15 protein-coding genes are annotated in these 16,829 nt (G+C 68.4%); 13 read left to right on the top strand and 2 right to left on the bottom strand.

From position 1 onward, the window contains the following. Position 1: 1 nt before the first annotated feature. The 13 genes from OKW29_RS30890 to OKW29_RS30830 all read left to right on the top strand — a co-directional run bounded on the left by OKW29_RS30890 (position 2) and on the right by OKW29_RS30830 (position 14,198). The gene (locus OKW29_RS30890; protein ID WP_013090186.1) at positions 2–253 is read left to right on the top strand and encodes an acyl carrier protein; all 252 of its coding nucleotides are present in this window, start codon (positions 2–4) and stop codon (positions 251–253) included. Beyond that, on the top strand, positions 253–921 hold the full coding sequence (locus tag OKW29_RS30885; RefSeq protein WP_429293721.1) for a hypothetical protein: 669 nt from the start codon (positions 253–255) through the stop codon (positions 919–921). Before OKW29_RS30890 ends, OKW29_RS30885 begins: the two co-directional genes overlap by 1 nt. Beyond that, on the top strand, positions 921–2,645 hold the full coding sequence (locus OKW29_RS30880; protein WP_429294974.1) for an AMP-binding protein: 1,725 nt from the start codon (positions 921–923) through the stop codon (positions 2,643–2,645). Before OKW29_RS30885 ends, OKW29_RS30880 begins: the two co-directional genes overlap by 1 nt. Further along, positions 2,645–4,369, top strand: a complete 1,725-nt coding sequence (locus OKW29_RS30875) for a glycosyltransferase family 2 protein (RefSeq protein WP_429293720.1) — start codon at positions 2,645–2,647, stop codon at positions 4,367–4,369. Before OKW29_RS30880 ends, OKW29_RS30875 begins: the two co-directional genes overlap by 1 nt. A 90-nt stretch (positions 4,370–4,459) precedes the next feature. Then, the gene (locus tag OKW29_RS30870; RefSeq protein WP_187628936.1) at positions 4,460–4,900 is read left to right on the top strand and encodes an acyl-CoA thioesterase; all 441 of its coding nucleotides are present in this window, start codon (positions 4,460–4,462) and stop codon (positions 4,898–4,900) included. Next, on the top strand, positions 4,888–5,598 hold the full coding sequence (locus OKW29_RS30865; protein ID WP_429293719.1) for an outer membrane lipoprotein carrier protein LolA: 711 nt from the start codon (positions 4,888–4,890) through the stop codon (positions 5,596–5,598). The genes OKW29_RS30870 and OKW29_RS30865 overlap by 13 nt, the downstream gene beginning before the upstream one ends. Next, complete coding sequence (locus OKW29_RS30860) at positions 5,598–8,057, top strand: MMPL family transporter (protein WP_429293718.1); 2,460 nt, start codon at positions 5,598–5,600, stop codon at positions 8,055–8,057. The genes OKW29_RS30865 and OKW29_RS30860 overlap by 1 nt, the downstream gene beginning before the upstream one ends. After that, positions 8,054–9,238 carry a beta-ketoacyl-[acyl-carrier-protein] synthase family protein gene (locus tag OKW29_RS30855; RefSeq protein WP_429293717.1) on the top strand — a complete coding sequence of 395 codons (1,185 nt, stop codon included), beginning with the start codon at positions 8,054–8,056 and terminating at the stop codon, positions 9,236–9,238. Before OKW29_RS30860 ends, OKW29_RS30855 begins: the two co-directional genes overlap by 4 nt. Before the next feature lie 5 nt (positions 9,239–9,243). Further along, the gene (locus tag OKW29_RS30850) at positions 9,244–9,732 is read left to right on the top strand and encodes a hotdog family protein (protein ID WP_429293716.1); all 489 of its coding nucleotides are present in this window, start codon (positions 9,244–9,246) and stop codon (positions 9,730–9,732) included. Further along, the gene (locus OKW29_RS30845) at positions 9,729–10,454 is read left to right on the top strand and encodes a 3-ketoacyl-ACP reductase FabG2 (protein WP_429293715.1); all 726 of its coding nucleotides are present in this window, start codon (positions 9,729–9,731) and stop codon (positions 10,452–10,454) included. The genes OKW29_RS30850 and OKW29_RS30845 overlap by 4 nt, the downstream gene beginning before the upstream one ends. Next, on the top strand, positions 10,454–11,680 hold the full coding sequence (locus OKW29_RS30840; RefSeq protein WP_429293714.1) for a beta-ketoacyl-ACP synthase: 1,227 nt from the start codon (positions 10,454–10,456) through the stop codon (positions 11,678–11,680). Before OKW29_RS30845 ends, OKW29_RS30840 begins: the two co-directional genes overlap by 1 nt. Continuing rightward, positions 11,677–12,957: a beta-ketoacyl-[acyl-carrier-protein] synthase family protein gene (locus tag OKW29_RS30835; RefSeq protein ID WP_429293713.1), complete on the top strand. Its 1,281-nt coding sequence runs from the start codon at positions 11,677–11,679 to the stop codon at positions 12,955–12,957. The genes OKW29_RS30840 and OKW29_RS30835 overlap by 4 nt, the downstream gene beginning before the upstream one ends. Then, positions 12,954–14,198 (top strand): NAD(P)/FAD-dependent oxidoreductase, encoded by a 1,245-nt coding sequence (locus OKW29_RS30830; protein WP_429293712.1) that lies wholly within the window; start codon positions 12,954–12,956, stop codon positions 14,196–14,198. The genes OKW29_RS30835 and OKW29_RS30830 overlap by 4 nt, the downstream gene beginning before the upstream one ends. Positions 14,199–14,244: 46 nt before the next feature. On the opposite strand, the gene guaD is transcribed toward OKW29_RS30830, so the two are convergent. Beyond that, positions 14,245–15,609, bottom strand: a complete 1,365-nt coding sequence (guaD, locus tag OKW29_RS30825; RefSeq protein WP_429293711.1) for a guanine deaminase — start codon at positions 15,607–15,609, stop codon at positions 14,245–14,247. A 165-nt stretch (positions 15,610–15,774) separates the two neighbouring features. Continuing rightward, positions 15,775–16,824, bottom strand: a complete 1,050-nt coding sequence (locus tag OKW29_RS30820; RefSeq protein ID WP_184027573.1) for an adenosine deaminase — start codon at positions 16,822–16,824, stop codon at positions 15,775–15,777. Positions 16,825–16,829: the final 5 nt, after the last annotated feature.

Here is a 16,829-nt window from a genome sequence, read left to right as displayed (position 1 = left end):
CGTGACCGAGACTGAGATTCTTGAGCGCATCCGCGCGATCTTTCAGGAAAACTTCGCGATCGAGCCGCAGCGCGTGACGCCCGACGCTCACCTGTTCGAAGACCTCGATCTCGACAGCATCGACGCGGTCGATCTCGCGATCAAGCTGCAGGAGATGACCGGCCGCCGCATCAAGCCGGAGAACTTCAAATCCGTGCGCACGGTCGGCGACGTGATCGGCGCGGTCGAATCGCTGCTCGCGGCGCAAGGCTGATGCCGGTCGCGCACCCGCGCACGCAGATGTCGCGGCCACGTCCCGCCGCAAGCGAATCCGGCGCGCGGCCTCACTGGAGCAGGACCGTCCTGCAGGTGCTGCTGAAACTCGCTTACCCCGCGCTGATCTTGTGTGCATGGCGCTGGGACGCGCCGCGTCTCGTCGGCGGCATGCTGCTCGTGACTTTATGGCTGCAGCGCTGGGCCGGCGGCGGTCCGGTTGCGATGTCGCTGCGGCAGCTTTCCACGCTCGACTGGAGCGTGGTGGCGATGCTGAGCTGCGCATCGGCGACCATCGTCGTCACCGATAGCGAGCTGCTGCTGCGCTTCTATCCGTCGCTCGTCAATCTCGGTTTGCTGATCGCGTTCGGCGCGACGCTCGTGCGCGGGCCGTCGATGATCGAAAAATTTGCGCGCCTCGGCAGTCCCGATCTGCCGCCGGGTGCGGTGCGCTATACGCGGCGCGTGACCCAGGTCTGGTGCGTTTTCTTCGTGCTGAACGGCGCGTTTTCCGTCTACACCGCGCTCTATTGGAGCCGCGCGGCCTGGTCGCTGTACAACGGCGCGATCGCCTATGCACTGATCGGCGCGCTGCTGGCGGGCGAATACGTATGGCGACGTCTGTTTGTGCTGCCGCGCGCCGCGCGAGCGGATTCGGAGGCCGCCTGATGCTCGCGTTGCACGATCTGTTGTCGGCCGATCCCGCGCTTGCGACGTCCGCCGCACCGGTGTGCCGCGATGGCGCCGTGCTGTTCGATCGCGCGGCGTTTCGCGCGCGCGTCGAGGGCTTGATCGAGCTCGTGCGAACGCCCGACGCGCGGCGCTGCGCGCTCTGTATCGACGATCCGTTCGAGTTCGCCTGCGCATTGTTCGCGCTGTTCGCGTGCGGCAAGGAGCCGGTGATTCCGGCCAATGCAACGCCGGGCTATCTCGCCGATCTCGCGCACGCCTACGACTTCCTGCTGACGGATGCGGATCTGCCGCCGTTCGTCGCAGCGACGCATCGCACGGCTCACACCGCCCACCCGATCGACGCCCATGCGCCGATGACGCTCTACACATCCGGCAGCAGCGGCACGCCGAAGCCGATCCGCAAGACGCTCGCGCAATTCAACGCCGAAGTTCACACGCTCGAACGGCAATGGGGCGCATTGCTCGGCGACGCGACGATGCTCGCGAGCGTGCCGCATCACCACATCTACGGTTTGCTGTTTCGCGTGTTGTGGCCGCTCGCGGCCGGCCGCGCGTTCGATCGCGCGATCGGCGTCGAGCCGCTGCAGCTGCAGGCGCGCATCGCGCAATGCGGCGCGACGGCGGTGGTGTCGACGCCCGCGCAGCTGTCGCGCTGGCCCGCGTTGCCGGGCTTCGCCGCGCTTACGCCCGCGCCGCGCGCGTTCTTTTCGTCGGGTGGCCCGCTCGCGGCCGACGCCGCGCTGGCCTATGCGGCGAGCTACGGCGCGGCGCCGCTCGAAATCTACGGCAGCACGGAAACCGGCGGGATCGCGTGGCGGCGTCAGGATCAGGGCGACGCGTGGCAGCCGGTCGCCGGCGCCGAGGTGCGCCGCGACGACGACGGCGCGCTGTGCGTGCGCTCGCCGCATCTCGACCACGACGGCTGGCATCGCACCGGCGATCGCATCGCGTTCGATGCCGACGGGCGCTTCCGCTTGCAAGGGCGCCTCGACCGCGTGCTGAAGCTCGGCGGCAAGCGGGTCTCGCTGCCGGAACTCGAGGCGCGTCTCGCGCTGCATCCGTATGTCGCGCAGGCGGCGCTGGTGCCGCTCATAGGCGCGTCGCGCGAACGCGTCGGCGCGGTGGTCGCGCTGACCGAAGCGGGCGGCGCTGCGTTGTGCGACGAAGGCCGCGTCGCGCTGGCGAAAACGCTGCGCCGGCATCTGGCCGATTACTTCGATGCGGTCGTGCTGCCGCGTCATTGGCGTTTTCGCGTGAGCCTGCCATTCGACGCGCGCGGCAAGCTGCCCGCGAGCGCGGTTGCGGCCGCGTTCGCGCCGCTCGCCGAGGGCATGGAAGTGCTCGCCGAAACGCGCGTCGGCGACATGCGCGTCGGCGACATGCGCGTCGGCGACACGCTGCACTACGTGCTGCGCGTGCCGCAGTCACTCCAGCATTTCGCCGGCCACTTTCCGGGTCTGCCGATTCTGCCGGGCGTCGTGCAGGTCGACTGGGCAGCGCGGCTCGCGGCCGGGCATTGGCCGCGCGTGCGAGAGGTGGCGTCGGTCGACCGCCTGAAGTTCATGGCGCCGGTGTCGCCCGGTGCGGTGCTCGAGCTCACGCTCGCCTATGACGCCGCGCGCCGGCGTGTGCAGTTCGCGTACCGGCTCGACGGACGCGAATGCGCGTCGGGCTTGCTCGTGCATCGGGAGGACGCGTGATGACGTTCGCGCCCTGCATCGTCATTCCGATCTACAACCACAAGGACGCGATCGGAGCGAGCGTCGCGCATCTCGCGGTGCACGGCCTGCCGATCTTCGTCGTCGACGACGGCAGCGACGCGCCGACCCAGCGGGTACTCGCCGCGCTCGCGCTGCAATACGCACAGCAGATGACGCTGCTGCGTCTGCCGGCAAACGGCGGCAAGGGCGCGGCAGTGATGGCGGGCCTGCGCGCCGCGCGCGCCGCGGGCTACACGCACGCGCTGCAGATCGACGCCGACGGCCAGCACGATGCGACCGACGTGCCGCGCTTCATCGATGCCGCGCGCGCCGAACCCGGCGCGGTGATTCTCGGCCGTCCGGTCTACGACGACAGCGTGCCGAAGGCACGTCTGTACGGCCGCTATCTGACCCACGTGTGGGTGTGGATCGAGACGCTGTCGCTGACGATCCGGGATTCGATGTGCGGCTTTCGTCTGTATCCGCTCGCGCTCGCGTGCGAGCTGATCGACAGCGTGCGACTACCCACGCGCATGGACTTCGACATCGAGATCCTCGTGCGTCTCTACTGGCGCCGCGCCGCGTTCCGCTCGATCCCGACGCGCGTGACCTACGCGGCCGACGGCGTGTCGCATTTCGACGTGCTGTGGGACAACGTCCGAATCAGCCGCAGCCATACGCGGCTCGTGTTCGGGATGCTGTGGCGTCTGCCGATGCTGCTCGCGCACAAGCTGATGCCGCGCCGCGGCGCGCTGGCCGACGCCGCCGATGAAGCCCGGCCCGAAGCCTGGTGGCGCATCGCCGAACGCGGCAGCCGCCTCGGCATGAGCCTGCTCGCGCTGAGCTGCAAGCTGTTCGGCCGCCGCTTTACCGCGCTGTGGCTGCATCCGGTCGTCGCGTATTTTCTGCTGACGGGCCGCGCGGCGCGCGCCGCGTCGGACAACTACTTCGCGCATCTGAGCGCGGTCGCGCCGTCGGCGGATACGCCGCGCCCGGGCTGGCTGTCCGCGTATCGCCATATGCTCGCGTTCGCGCAATCGGGCTTCGACAAGCTCGCCGCATGGACCGGCCGCGTCGACGAGACCGACGTCACGTTCGACGATCCTGCGGCGTTCGAAGCACTGATGGCGAGCGGCAAGGGCGCGCTCGTAATCGGCGCGCACCTCGGCAATCTGGAGATGATGCGCGCGCTCGCCATCCGCGGCGAACACGCGAAGGTCACGGCGGTCGTCTACACCGGGCACGCGCGCCGCTTCAATGAGGTGCTGGCGTCGTCGAATCGCGACTTCGCGCGGCATCTGCTCGAAGTCGGCGACTTCGGTCCCGAGACGGCGGTGCTGATGCAGCAGCGCATCGATGCGGGCGAACTGCTGGTGATCGTCGGCGATCGGGTGCCGGCGCGCGAGGCGGGACGCACCACCGACGCGCAATTTCTCGGCGCGAGCGCGCGGTTCGCGCAAGGACCCTACGTGCTCGCGCATGCGCTCGGCTGTCCGGTCTACCTGTTCTTCTGCCTGAAGGAACGCGACGGTTACCGCATGTATTTCGAGCCGTTCGCCGAGCGCATCGAGCTGCCGCGCCGCGAACGCGCGCAGCATCTGGCAGCGTGGGCGCAACGCTACGCGCTGCGCCTCGAACACTATTGCCGCAAGGCCCCTTACCAATGGTTCAATTTCTTCGATTTCTGGGCCAGCCCCGAGCGAGGCGCAAATGGCCGACCATGATCTGAACGATGTGCGGCACGCACGCGCTGTTACGAGTGCCGCGGCGCATGTGGATGCCGGTGCCGCTGCCGATCGCCAAGGAGTCAACGCATGAGCGAGCCCGCGAAAACGCAGCACGTGCTCGCCGCGAGCGCGACCGTCGAAGTGCCGTTTCACGACGTCGACGCAATGAACGTGTGCTGGCACGGCAATTATCTGAAGTACTTCGAGTTGGGCCGCGCGGCGCTGTTGCGCGCGTTCGACTACGACTATCGCGAGATGCGGGCGTCCGGCTATCTGTGGCCGATCGTCGAGGCGCATCTGAGGTACGTGCGGGCCGCCGTGTACGGACAGAAGATCGAGGTGCGCGCGCAACTGCTCGAATACGAAAACCGCCTGAAAATAGGCTATGAAATCGTCGATTGCGCATCGGGCGCGCGGCTCACGAAGGGCTATACGGTCCAGGTCGCCGTCGATGCCGCCACCGAGGAATTGCAGTTCGTGTCGCCGCCGGTCGTATTCGAAAAGCTGGAGCGCGTATGGGGACGGTGAACCGGTGCGGGCTGGGAGCGCTCGTGTCGCGGCTGGCGGGGGCGATCGTCGCAATCGGGGCGCTTGCATTGGCAGCGGCGTCGGCCGATGCGGCCACCGCCAGCAATACGGCTCCAGCCGCCAACGCCGCCAGCAACGCCAACGCCGCGCTCGTCTCGCAGATCGCCGCGCATCTCGCGCAGCCCAAGGGCGTGCGCGCGCAATTCACGCAGACGCAGACGCTTGCCGCGATGAAGCAGCCGCTCGTCAGCAACGGCACCTTGCTGTTCTTCCGCGAGCGCGGCGTGATCTGGCGGATCGACACGCCGTACAAGGCCATCTACGTGATCACCGACGCTGGCGTCGCGCAGCTCGACGCCAGCGGCCGCCGCGTGAGCACGCATAGCGCGCAGGGCAGCCGCGGCGTCGCGCAAGTGTCGAAGATGATGCGCGCGATGCTCGGCGGCGATCTGTCGGCGCTGTACTCGCAGTTCGACGTGAGCGCCGAAGGCAGCGCCGCGCAATGGCGCATGCGACTCACGCCGAATCAACCGCAGCTCGCGCAATCGATCAAGGGCCTCGACATGAGCGGCGGCGATTATCTGCAAAACCTGCGCATCACGCTCGCGAACGGCGACGTGACGAAGCTCGAGTTCGCGAACAGCACGGCCGTTGCCGAGCCGACGCCAGACGAGCGCAGCCTGTTCGGAGCGCCGTGATGGACATGCCGCAGCAGCGAACCGCGAAACATGCGTGGGGCGTGCGCGCCGCATGGCTCGTGCTCGCGCTGCTGGCGGCGCTGTATTGCGGCTGGCGCTTCGCCGGAGCGTCGCCGCTCGAAACCAATCTGCTCGCGCTGCTGCCCGCGACCGAAGCGGACCCGGTCGCCGAGAAAGCGGTCGACACGCTCGCGAGCGCGCTCGGCGATCGCACCGTGCTGCTCGTCACGAGCCGCGACGATGCGCACGCGAAAGCGGCCGCGAAGCAGCTGGGCGCGTCGCTGCAAAAGAGCGGCGCATTCGCATCGGTGACGGCCGAACTGCCGCCGTTCGACCTGTCGCAAATCTCGGCGCTGTATCTGCCATACCGCTTCGGCCTGCTCGCGCCGGCCGATCGCACCGCGCTCGCGACCGCGAGCGCGACGACGCTGCACGACATGCTCGCGCAGCGCATCTACAGCCCGCTGCAAGGCGGCCTCAGTACGCAACTCGCCGACGATCCGTTCGGCTGGCTCGAACGCTGGCTCGGCAATCTGCCGCTCGCGACGTCGAATCTCGAAGTCGAGGACAACCTGCTGGTGTCGCATCGTCACGACGCGCATGGCGACATGACCAGCGTGCTGGTCATCGCGACCCTGCCGGGCTCCGCCTACGAAACGAAGACGCAGCGCGCGGTACACGCGGCGCTCGCCAATGCGGAAAGCGCGTTGCGTCAGACGTTCCCCGACGTATCGGTTGCACGCACGGGCGCCGTGTTCTACGCCGAGGCCGCGCGCAGCGCTTCCGAACGCGAGGTGCACGTGATCGGCATCGCGTCGCTCGCCGGCATCGCGCTGCTGATGATGTGGGTGTTCCGCTCGCCGCGTCTGTTGCTGCTCGGCTTCGTATCGACCGCGCTCGGCATCGTCTGCGCGCTCGCGGCGACGCTGCTGATCTTCGGCAAGCTGCATCTGTTGACGCTCGTGTTCGGCGCGAGCCTGATCGGCGAGGCTGTCGATTACTCGATCCAGTATTTCGTCGTCTATCTCGGCGCGGGCCGCGACTGGGATGCGCGGCTCGGCGCGCGGAGGGTACGGCCCGCGCTGGGCGTTGCGCTGGCGACGAGCCTGCTCGGCTACGCGATCCTGATGTGGGTGCCGTTCCCCGCGTTGAAGCAGATCGCGTGCTTCGCGATGGTGGGCATTACGACCGCGTTCGCGTCGGTACTGTCGCTGCTGCCCGCGCTGCTCACGCGCGCGCCGAAGCACAGCCCTCGGCGCCTGTTCGCGGGCGCGGCGCGGCTGCTCGCGCGCTGGCAGCATGCGCTCGGCGGCAGCCGCGCGTGGCTGGTCGCCGCGCTGCTGCTGATCGCGTCGGTGCCCGGTTGGCTGCGTCTGAGCAGCGACGACGACATCCATCTGCTGATCCAGCGCGATGCGTCGCTGGCCGCGCAGGAAGACACGGTGCGCGAGGCGGTCGGCGTCGATAACAGCGCGCAGTTTTTCGTCGTGCGCGGCGCGACCCAGGAAGCGGTGCTGCAACGCGCCGAAGCGCTCGGTGGGAAGCTCGATGCGCTGGACGGCAGCGCCGATAGCGTCGGCGGCTACCAGTCGGTCGCGCAGTTCGTGCCGTCCGCGCAACGTCAGCGCGAGGATCGCGCGCTGCTCGCGCAGCATGTGTTCGGCGACTCCGCCGCGTTGCGTGCGACGCTGCTGCAAGCGGGCTTCAAGGACGAAGTCGCCGATGCGTGGCTCGCCGGCTTCGCTCAGCCGCCCGCGCCGCTGACCGTCGAGCGCTGGCTCGCGGCGCCGTGGTCGCAGCCGTATCGGCATCTGTGGCTCGGCGCGGTGGGATCGAACGACAAGAATCGGGCTCATCAACCTGGCTACGCGGCCGTCGTGATCCCGCAAGGCGTGACGCCGCGCAACGAGCCCGCGCTGATCGCGCTCGCGCGCGGCCTGCCCGGCGTCGTGTTCGTCGATAAGGCCGCGAGCGTGTCGAGGCTGTTCGGCGCGTATCGCGTGGATAGCGGCTGGTGGCTCGGCGGCGCGCTCGTGCTCGTGTGCGTGCTGCTGATGCTGCGCTACGGGGCGCGCGGGGGTATCGCCACGACCTTGCCCGTGCTGTTCGCGGTCGGCGTCGCGCTGGCGGTGTTCGGCTACGCGGGCGTGCCGCTCAATCTGTTCAACTGGCTCGCGCTGATGCTGGTGCTTGGCGTCGGCGCAAACTATGCGGTGTTCCTGCGCGAAGGCTGCGCGCGCGCAGAGGCGGATCTCGGCGCGGTGTGGACCGGCGTGCTGCTGTCGGCGGCGACCACGTTGTTGTCGTTCGGCATGCTCGGCGTGAGCGCGATGCCCGCGCTCAAAAGCTTCGGCACCACGCTCGCGCTCGGCATCGCGGTGGCGGTGCTGCTGGCGCCTCTCGGCATGCCATCGGCAGCGCGCTCGGGCAAGTCATCGGAACCACGGAGGGCGGCATGAAAGCGCCAACAGTTTATTTGCACGCGCTAGGCATGATCAACGCGCTCGGCGGCGACGTCGACGAGATCGTGCCGGCGCTCGCCGCCGCGCGCTCGCCCGGCATGGGCAACGTGCATACCGGCATCGGCGACGCGTTCGTCGGCAGCGTGCTCGCGCCGCTCGATCTCGCGCCGCGCCCCGACCTCGCGCGCTACGACTGCCGCAACAACCGGCTGCTGCTCGCGGCGCTCGCGCAGATCGCGCCCGCGCTCGAAGCCGCGCGCGAGCGCTACGGCCCGCAGCGCATCGGCGTCGTGCTCGGCACCAGCACGTCGGGCATCGAGGCGGCCGAAACCGCGTTCGTCTATCACGCACGAGCCGGCGAGTTGCCGGCCAACTTCAACTATCGGCAGATGGAAATCGGCACCGCCGCGCCGTTCGCTGCCGCCGCGCTCGGCGTGCACGGGCCGGCGTTTACGATTTCGACCGCGTGTACGTCGAGCGCGAAGGCGTTCGCGTCGGCGCGTCGGCTGTTGCAATTGCAGCTATGCGATGCGGTCGTCGTCGGTGGTGTCGATTCGCTATGCGAATTGACGGTGCAGGGCTTTGCGTCGCTCGAATCGACCAGCAGCGCGCGCACCAATCCGATGAGCCGCAATCGCCGCGGCATCAACGTCGGCGAGGGCGCGGCCGTGTTCCTGATGAGCCGCGACGAAGCGGCGGTGCGGCTCGCGGGCCTCGGCGAATCGAGCGACGCGCATCATATTTCGGCGCCGGACCCGCAGGGCGTCGGTGGCGAACTCGCGCTTCGCGAAGCGCTCGCGGACGCGGGCATCGCGGCCTCGGCGGTCGGCTATGTGAATCTGCACGCGACCGCCACGCAGAAGAACGACGAAATGGAAGCGCATCTGATGGCGCGCGTGTTCCCCGGCGGCGTCGCCGCGAGCGGCACCAAGCCGTTGACCGGCCACCAGCTCGGCGCGGCCGGCGCGACCGAACTCGGCTTCGCGTGGCTCACGCTCGCGCGCGAGAACGCGACGCTGCCGCCGCATCTATGGGACGGCGAGGCCGATCCCGCGCTGCCCGCGCTCGATCTCGTCGCGGGCGCGCGCCATCTGCCGCGCGGCACGGGCACGCAGTACGCGATGAGCAATTCGTTCGCGTTCGGCGGCAGCAATGTCAGCCTGATTCTCGCCCGGTAAAGCGCATGACGACTCCGCCACTCACTGTCGAGCAACTCGTGCGTCAGCCGATCGAAGCGATCATCCCGCATCGCGGCAGCATGCTGCTGCTCGATGCGATCGACACGTTCGCCGACACCACGCTGAGCGCCTTCGCCGACGTCGACCCGCACGCATGGTATGCCGACGCCGCCGGCGCGATGCCCGCGTGGATCGGCATCGAGCTGATGGCGCAGGCGATCGCCGCGCACATCGCGCTCGTCGCGATGCGCGGCGGCGGCCATGCGCGTCCCGGCGTGCTGCTCGGCTCGCGCAGCTATCAGGCGCTGCAACCGGTGTTCCAAAGCGGCGCGCGTTTGCGCGTTCACGTGAGCGAGCTGCTGCGCAGCGAGGCAGGCCACAGTGCCTACGAATGCACGATCGACGACGGCGGCGCGCGCTGTGCCGAAGCGGTGATCAAGGTGTTTCAACCGCCCGATTTTCAGTCATTCATCGAAGGGAGTATCAGTTCATGAGCCGGCGAGTTCTCGTTACCGGCGCAAGCCGCGGCATCGGCCGCGCGATTGCGTACAAGTTGGCCGCCGACGGTTTCGCCGTGACCGTGCATTGCCGCACCGGACGCAGCGAAGCCGACGCGGTCGCGACGGGCATCGCCGCGCAGGGCGGCACGGCGCGCGTGCTGCAATTCGACGTGCGCGAGCGTGCCGTGTGCCGCGAGGCGCTCGAAGCCGACGTCGCCGCGCACGGTCCTTACTACGGCATCGTGTGCAGCGCGGGTGTCACGCGCGACGCGGCGTTTCCGGCGCTCACCGAAGAAGACTGGGACGTCGTGATCGAAACCGGCCTCGATGCCTTCTACAACGTCGTGCATCCGCTGACGATGCCGATGGTGCGCGCGCGCCAGGGCGGCCGTATCGTCACGATCGCGTCGGTGTCGGGCGTGATGGGCAATCGCGGCCAGGTCAATTACAGCGCCGCGAAAGCGGGACTGATCGGCGCGACCAAGGCGCTCGCGGTCGAACTCGCGTCGCGCAACATCACCGTCAATTGCGTCGCGCCGGGGTTGATCGAAACCGGCCTGCTCGAACAGGTGACGCTCGATCACGCGCTGAAGACCGTGCCGATGAACCGCGTCGGCCAGCCGGCCGAGGTCGCGTCGGTGGTGAGCTTTCTGATGTCGGATGGCGCGTCGTATGTGACGCGCCAGGTGATCGGCGTGAACGGCGGGATGGTCTGATGAAGCGCGTCGTCATCACCGGCATGGGCGGCGTGACTGCGTTCGGCGATAGCTGGGACGCGGTTCAAGCGCGCCTGAAGCGCGGCGAGAACGCGGTGCGGCGCATCTCCGAGTGGGATTACTTCGAGTCGCTGCATACGCGGCTCGCGTGTCCGCTGCCCGAGTTCACGATCCCCGCGCATTACCCGCGCAAGAAAGTGCGTTCGATGGGCCCGGTGTCGCTGTACTCGGTGCGCGCGAGCGAACTCGCGCTCGCCGACGCGGGCCTCGCCGACGACACGCGCATCGCGGATGGCCGCATGGGCGTCGCGTACGGTTCGTCGTCGGGCTCGGTGCAGCCGATCCGCGCGTTCGGCACGATGCTCGAAACCGGCTTGATGAGCAACGTCACGTCGAACAGCTACGTGCAGATGATGCCGCACACGACGGCCGTCAACGTGAGCCTGTTCTGGGACCTCAAAGGCCGCATCATCCCGACCTCGTGCGCGTGCGCGTCGGGCAGCCAGGCGATCGGCTATGCGTACGAGGCGATCCAGTCCGGCAAACAGACACTGATGCTCGCGGGCGGCGCGGAAGAGCTGTCGGGTCCCGCGGTCGCCGTGTTCGACACGCTGTACGCGACCAGCACGCGCAACGACGAGCCGCATCTGACGCCGCGTCCGTTCGATGCCGCGCGCGACGGCCTCGTGGTCGGCGAGGGCGCGGCGACGCTCGTCCTCGAAGAGTACGAGCATGCGCTGGCGCGCGGCGCGCGGATTCACGCGGAAGTGGTCGGCTTCGGCTGCAACTCGGACGGCGCGCACATGACGCAACCCACCGCCGACACGATGGCGCTCGCGATGCAACTCGCGCTGCGCGACGCGCAATTGCCGCCCGAAGCGATTGCCTACGTGAACGCGCACGGTACGTCGACCGATCGCGGCGACATCGCCGAAAGCCACGCGACCGCGCAGACCTTCGGCGCGCGCATGCCGATCAGCTCGCTGAAAAGCTATGTGGGCCATACGCTAGGCGCGTGCGGCGCGATCGAGGCGTGGTGGACGATCGAGATGATGAAGCGCAACTGGTACGTGCCCACCCTGAATCTCGACCACCTCGATCAGGCTTGCGCGCCGCTGGATTACATCGTCGGCGGCGCGCGCGAGATCGACGCCGAGTACGTGATGAGCAACAACTTCGCGTTCGGCGGCATCAACACGTCGCTGATTTTCCGGCGCGTTCGATGAGCACAGACCTGCAACGCGTGGTCGTGACCGGCATGGGCATCGTGTCGTGTCTCGGCAATACGCTCGACGAAGTCTGCGCTGCGTTGCGCGCGGGGCGCTCACGCGTCGAGCGTATCGATGCGTGGCGCGAGCGCGGGTTTGCATCGCAAGTCGCGGGCGTGGCGTCGGTCGCGCACGAGGTGCCGTTCGAGCGCAAGCTCGAACGCTTCATGGGCGACACCGCGCGCTTTGCGTGCCACGCGGCGCGACGCGCGATCGACGATGCAAGGCTCGACCTCGCTTCATTGCAGTCGCCGCGCGCGGGTGTCGTGATCGGCTCGGGCGTCGGCACGATGGCGAGCTACGACGCGGCGCTCGCGATCGCGCAAACGCGCGGCGTCGACAAGGTGCCCCCGTTCACGGTGCCGCATACGATGAGCAGCACCGCGTCGGCGAACGTCGCGCAGATGTTCGGGCTCGAAGGCGTCAGCTATTCGCCGTCATCGGCATGCACGACGTCGGCGCTCGCGATCGGGCAGGCGATGCAACTGATCCAGACCGGCCGCCAGCAGATCGTGCTCGCGGGCGGCAGCGAAGCGCTGCACGACAACACGACGCTGATGTTCGACGCGATGGGCGCGTTGTCGCGCCGCTTCAGCGACACGCCCCGGAGCGCGTCGCGACCATACGACACGCAGCGCGACGGTTTCGTGATCGCGTCGGGCGGCGGCGTGCTCGTGCTCGAAGCGCTCGATCATGCGCTCGCGCGCGGCGCGCGCATCTACGCGGAGCTGAGCGGCTTCGGCGATTGCACCGATCGCGCGGGCATGGTCGCGCCGCGTGCGGCCGGCATCGCGCGCGCGATGCGCGGCGCGCTCGAGCAGGCGGGCCGGCGTCCCGACTACGTGAACACGCATGCGCCGTCCACACCGCTCGGCGATCTCGAAGAGCTGCACGCGTTGCGCGACGTGTTCGGTGCATCGGCGCAAGGGTTGCCCGCGTTTTCGTCGACCAAGGGCATGACCGGGCATTCGCTCGGCGCGTGCGGCGCGCACGAAGCGATCTATACGCTGTTGATGATGCGCGACGGCTTTATCGCGGCGACCGCGCTGGTCGATACGCCGGAGCCGCAAGTGCGGGACATGCCGCTCGTGCGCTTGCCGCGCGACGCGCGCATCGACACGGCGATGTCGGTTTCTTTCGGGTTCGGCGGGAGCTGCGCGAGCCTGATGTTCGAAGCGTGGCGAGGCTCGCATACGGCGCGGCAACGCACGCAAACCGTTGGAGGAGTGATTTGAACAGCGATTCTTCAAAGCGGACCGTGGTCGACGTCGCGATCATCGGCGCGGGTCCCGCCGGCGCGGTGGCCGCCGCGCTGCTGCGTAAGGCGGGCCGCTCGGTGCTGGTGCTGGAGCGTCAGCACTTTCCGCGCTTCTCGATCGGCGAGAGCCTGTTGCCGCAAAGCATGGCGTACCTCGAAGAGGCCGGCATGCTGCAGGCCGTCGTCGAGGCGGGCTTCCAGTACAAGAACGGCGCGCACTTCGTATATCGCGACCAGAGCTCGTCGTTCGACTTTCGCGACAAGCATTCGCCGGGCTGGGGCACCACGTACCAGGTCGAGCGCGCGCTGTTCGACGACGTGCTGATTCGCTGCGCGGCCGCGCAGGGTGCCGACGTGCGGTTCGGCCACACCGTGAGCGCGGTGCGCACGGGCGCGGCACCGGTGCTCGACGTCGTCGATGAAAGTGCCGGCGCGTATCGGGTCGAAGCGCGTTTCGTGCTCGATGCGAGCGGCTTCGGGCGCGTGCTGCCGCGCCTGCTGAAGCTGGAGGCGCCGACGCGCATGCCGACGCGCGCCGCAATGTTCACGCACGTGCGCGACGGGCTCGCGCTCGACGACATCGATCGCAACAAGATCTGCATCGCGACGCATCCCGAGCGTCGCGACGTGTGGTTCTGGATGATTCCGCTCGCGGGCGGCCGTTCTTCGGTGGGATGTGTCGCCGAGGCGAGTTTTCTCGAGGTGCCCGAAACGCAGCGCGAGGCGACGCTGCGCGCGCTGATCCGGCAGGAGCCGACGCTGAACCGGCTGATCGGGCAGGCGCCGTTCCTGATGCCGGTGCGGCAGATCGGCGGCTACGCCGCGAATGTCGCGAGTCTGCATGGGCCGGGCTATGCGCTGCTCGGCAATGCGGGCGAGTTTCTCGATCCGGTGTTTTCCTCGGGCGTGACGATCGCGCTGCGCTCTGCGCATCTGGCGGCGCGCGCGCTGAACCGGCAGCTCGACGGCGCGACGATCGACTGGTCAGCCGATTACGACGTGCCGTTGCGCAAGGGCATTGATACGTTCCGCGCATTCGTCGAGCGCTGGTACACGGGCGAGCTGCAGGACATCATCTACTACCCGGAACAGGTGACGCCGATCCGCCGCATGATCTGCGCGGTGCTCGCCGGTTACGCGTGGGACGAGTCGAATCCGTATGTCGCGGATCCGGTGCGGCGCCTCAACGCGTTGCACGAGGTGTGCAAGGCGGGCTGAGGCGGGCCTCGTCTCCAGTCAGCGGCAACGCAGCTTCGAGCCAGCCTCAAGCCGCGATCTTCGCGCGCCCCGGCACGCGCTGGCGCGCGTCGTCGCGGCGATGCACGCACTTGCCGGCCGCATACGTTTCATACACGGCGCGATCGTCACCGAGCAGCGCGAATGCGAACAGCAGCTCCTCGAGCGATTCGCGCCGCGCGGTGCGGCGCGCGAGCAGCGGCGTCGCCTGCGGATCGAGCACGACGAAGTCCGCTTCCGAGCCGTCCCTCAGCGTGCCGATCTTGTCGCCGAGATCGAGCGCTTCGGCCGCGCCGGCGGTCGCGAGATAGAACATGCGCGTCGCCGTCAGATGATGGCCGCCGAGGCGCGCAACCTTGTGCGCTTCGTTCATCGTCTGCAGCATCGAGAACGATGTGCCGCCGCCGACGTCGGTCGCGAGCGCGATCGGCAGGCCGGCCGAGTCGGCCTTGTCGAAGTCGAACAGGCCGCTGCCGAGGAACAGGTTCGAGGTCGGGCAGTGCGAGGCGAGCGCGCCGGTTTGCGCCATGCGCCTGCGGTCCTCGTCGTCGAGGTAGATGCAATGGCCGTACACCGCGCGACGGCGCAAGAGCCCATAGTGATCGTAGATGTCGAGATAGCTGCGGTGGCCGGGGAACAGCTCGGCGACCCATTTCACCTCGTCGGTGTTCTCGGCGACGTGGCTCTGAACGAACACGTCCGGATGCAGCCGCGCGAGCGCGCCGCATGCTTCGAGCTGCGCCTCGGTCGAGGTCGGCGCGAAGCGCGGCGTCAGCGCGTACATCTGGCGGCCGCGATCGTGCCAGCGGCCGATCAGCTCGGCGCTGTCGTCGTAGCCCGATTGCGCGGTGTCGCGCAGGAACGCGGGGCAGTGGCGGTCCATCAGCACCTTGCCCGCGACCATGCGCAGATTGCGCGCTTCGCTCTCGGCGAAGAGGGCGTCGGCGGATTCCTTGTGCACCGTGCAGTACACGAGCGCGGTCGTGGTGCCGCAGGCGAGCAGTTCGTCGAGGAAAAAGCTCGCCGTGTCGCGGGCGTGCGCGATGTCGGCGAAGCGGCGCTCGGTTGGGAACGTGTACGTGTCGAGCCACGGCAGCAGACCCGGCGCTGGCGACGCGATCATGTCGGTCTGCGGATAGTGGATGTGGGTATCGATGAAGCCCGGCACGATCAGCTTGTCGCGCCGCTCCACGACCTGCGTGCCGGGCGCGAGCCGCGACGCGAGCGCCGCATACGCGTCCGCCGCGACGACGCGGCCGTCTTCCACGATCAGGAGACCGTCCTCGTGAAACACCACGGCGTTCGGCGCGTGCGCCGGATCGCCGTTGAAGGTCAGCAGAGGGGCGCGGAATGCCGCTTGCGCCGCTTGCGCGGTATGAGCCGATTCAGTCATGGAAAAGCTGTCTCCGAATGTTGAAAGCTGGGCGGCGCGGGCAGCGGCAGCGGTTTCCCGGTTCGGGTCGTTGCCGTTTGCCCGAACGAAGCGAAGCCGCCGGCCGCCGACGTCGGTCGAGGTCCGTCAGTTGAAATCCGTCGGCGCGCGGCTCAGTGCCGCCACTCAGTGCCGCCAATACGCGTCGAGCTTACCGATCAGCATGGCGCGTTCCTCGGGCGTCACGAACGACGCCTCGAAGCCGTTGCGGATGATCGTGTAGACCTCGGCGTCGTCGAGCTTCAGCGCGTCGATCGTCGCCAGATAGTTCGCGTTCACGTAGCCGCCGAAATAGGCCGGATCGTCGGAATTGACGGTCACCGCGACGCCGCGATCGAGCAGGTCTTTCAGCGTGTGCCTGGTCAGGTCGTCGAACACGCACAGCTTCAGGTTCGACAGCGGGCACACGGTCAGCGCGACGCGCGTATCGGCGAGACGCGTGACGAGCGCGGGGTCCTCGATGCTGCGCACGCCGTGATCGACGCGGTCGACCTTCAGCACGTCGAGCGCCTCGTAGATGTAGGACGGCGGGCCTTCCTCGCCCGCATGCGCGACGAGCTTCAGACCGAGCGCACGCGCCTTCGCGAACACGCGCTCGAACTTCGACGGCGGATGGCCGCGTTCCGACGAATCGAGCCCCACGCCGATCAGCCGATGCTCGTACTGCTCGAACAGCGGCAGCGCTTCGTCGAAGGTGGCGAGCGCATCGTCCTCGGACAGATGGCGCAGGAAACACAGGATCAGCTTGCTCGACATGCCGCGCTTCTCCGCGTCGGCGAGCGCGCGTTCGATGCCGGCCACGACGGTCGCGATCCGCACGCCGCGCTCGGTATGCGTCTGCGGGTCGAAGAAGATTTCGCTATGCACGACGTTGTCGGCGAGACAGCGCTCGACGTAGGCCATCGTCATGTCGTAGAAGTCCTGCTCGTGCAGCAGCACGCTCGCGCCCGCGTAGTAGATGTCGAGGAACGATTGCAGGTCGGTGAACGCATAGGCGGCGCGCAAGGCTTCCACCGAGTCGTAGGCGAGCTTCACGCCGTTGCGTTGCGCGAGCGCGAAAATCAGCTCGGGTTCGAGCGAGCCTTCGATGTGGATATGCAGCTCGGCCTTCGGTGCGCGCGCGGTTTTGTCGGCGAGCGTAACGGAGGAAACAGGGGTAGCGGTTGTCGGGTTCATCGTGG

Source organism: Paraburkholderia sp. CI3 (assembly GCF_050436505.1).
Lineage (GTDB): Bacteria > Pseudomonadota > Gammaproteobacteria > Burkholderiales > Burkholderiaceae > Paraburkholderia > Paraburkholderia tuberum.
Note: the sequence above shows the minus strand (reverse complement) of the source record. Positions and strands in the feature narration are given on the sequence as shown.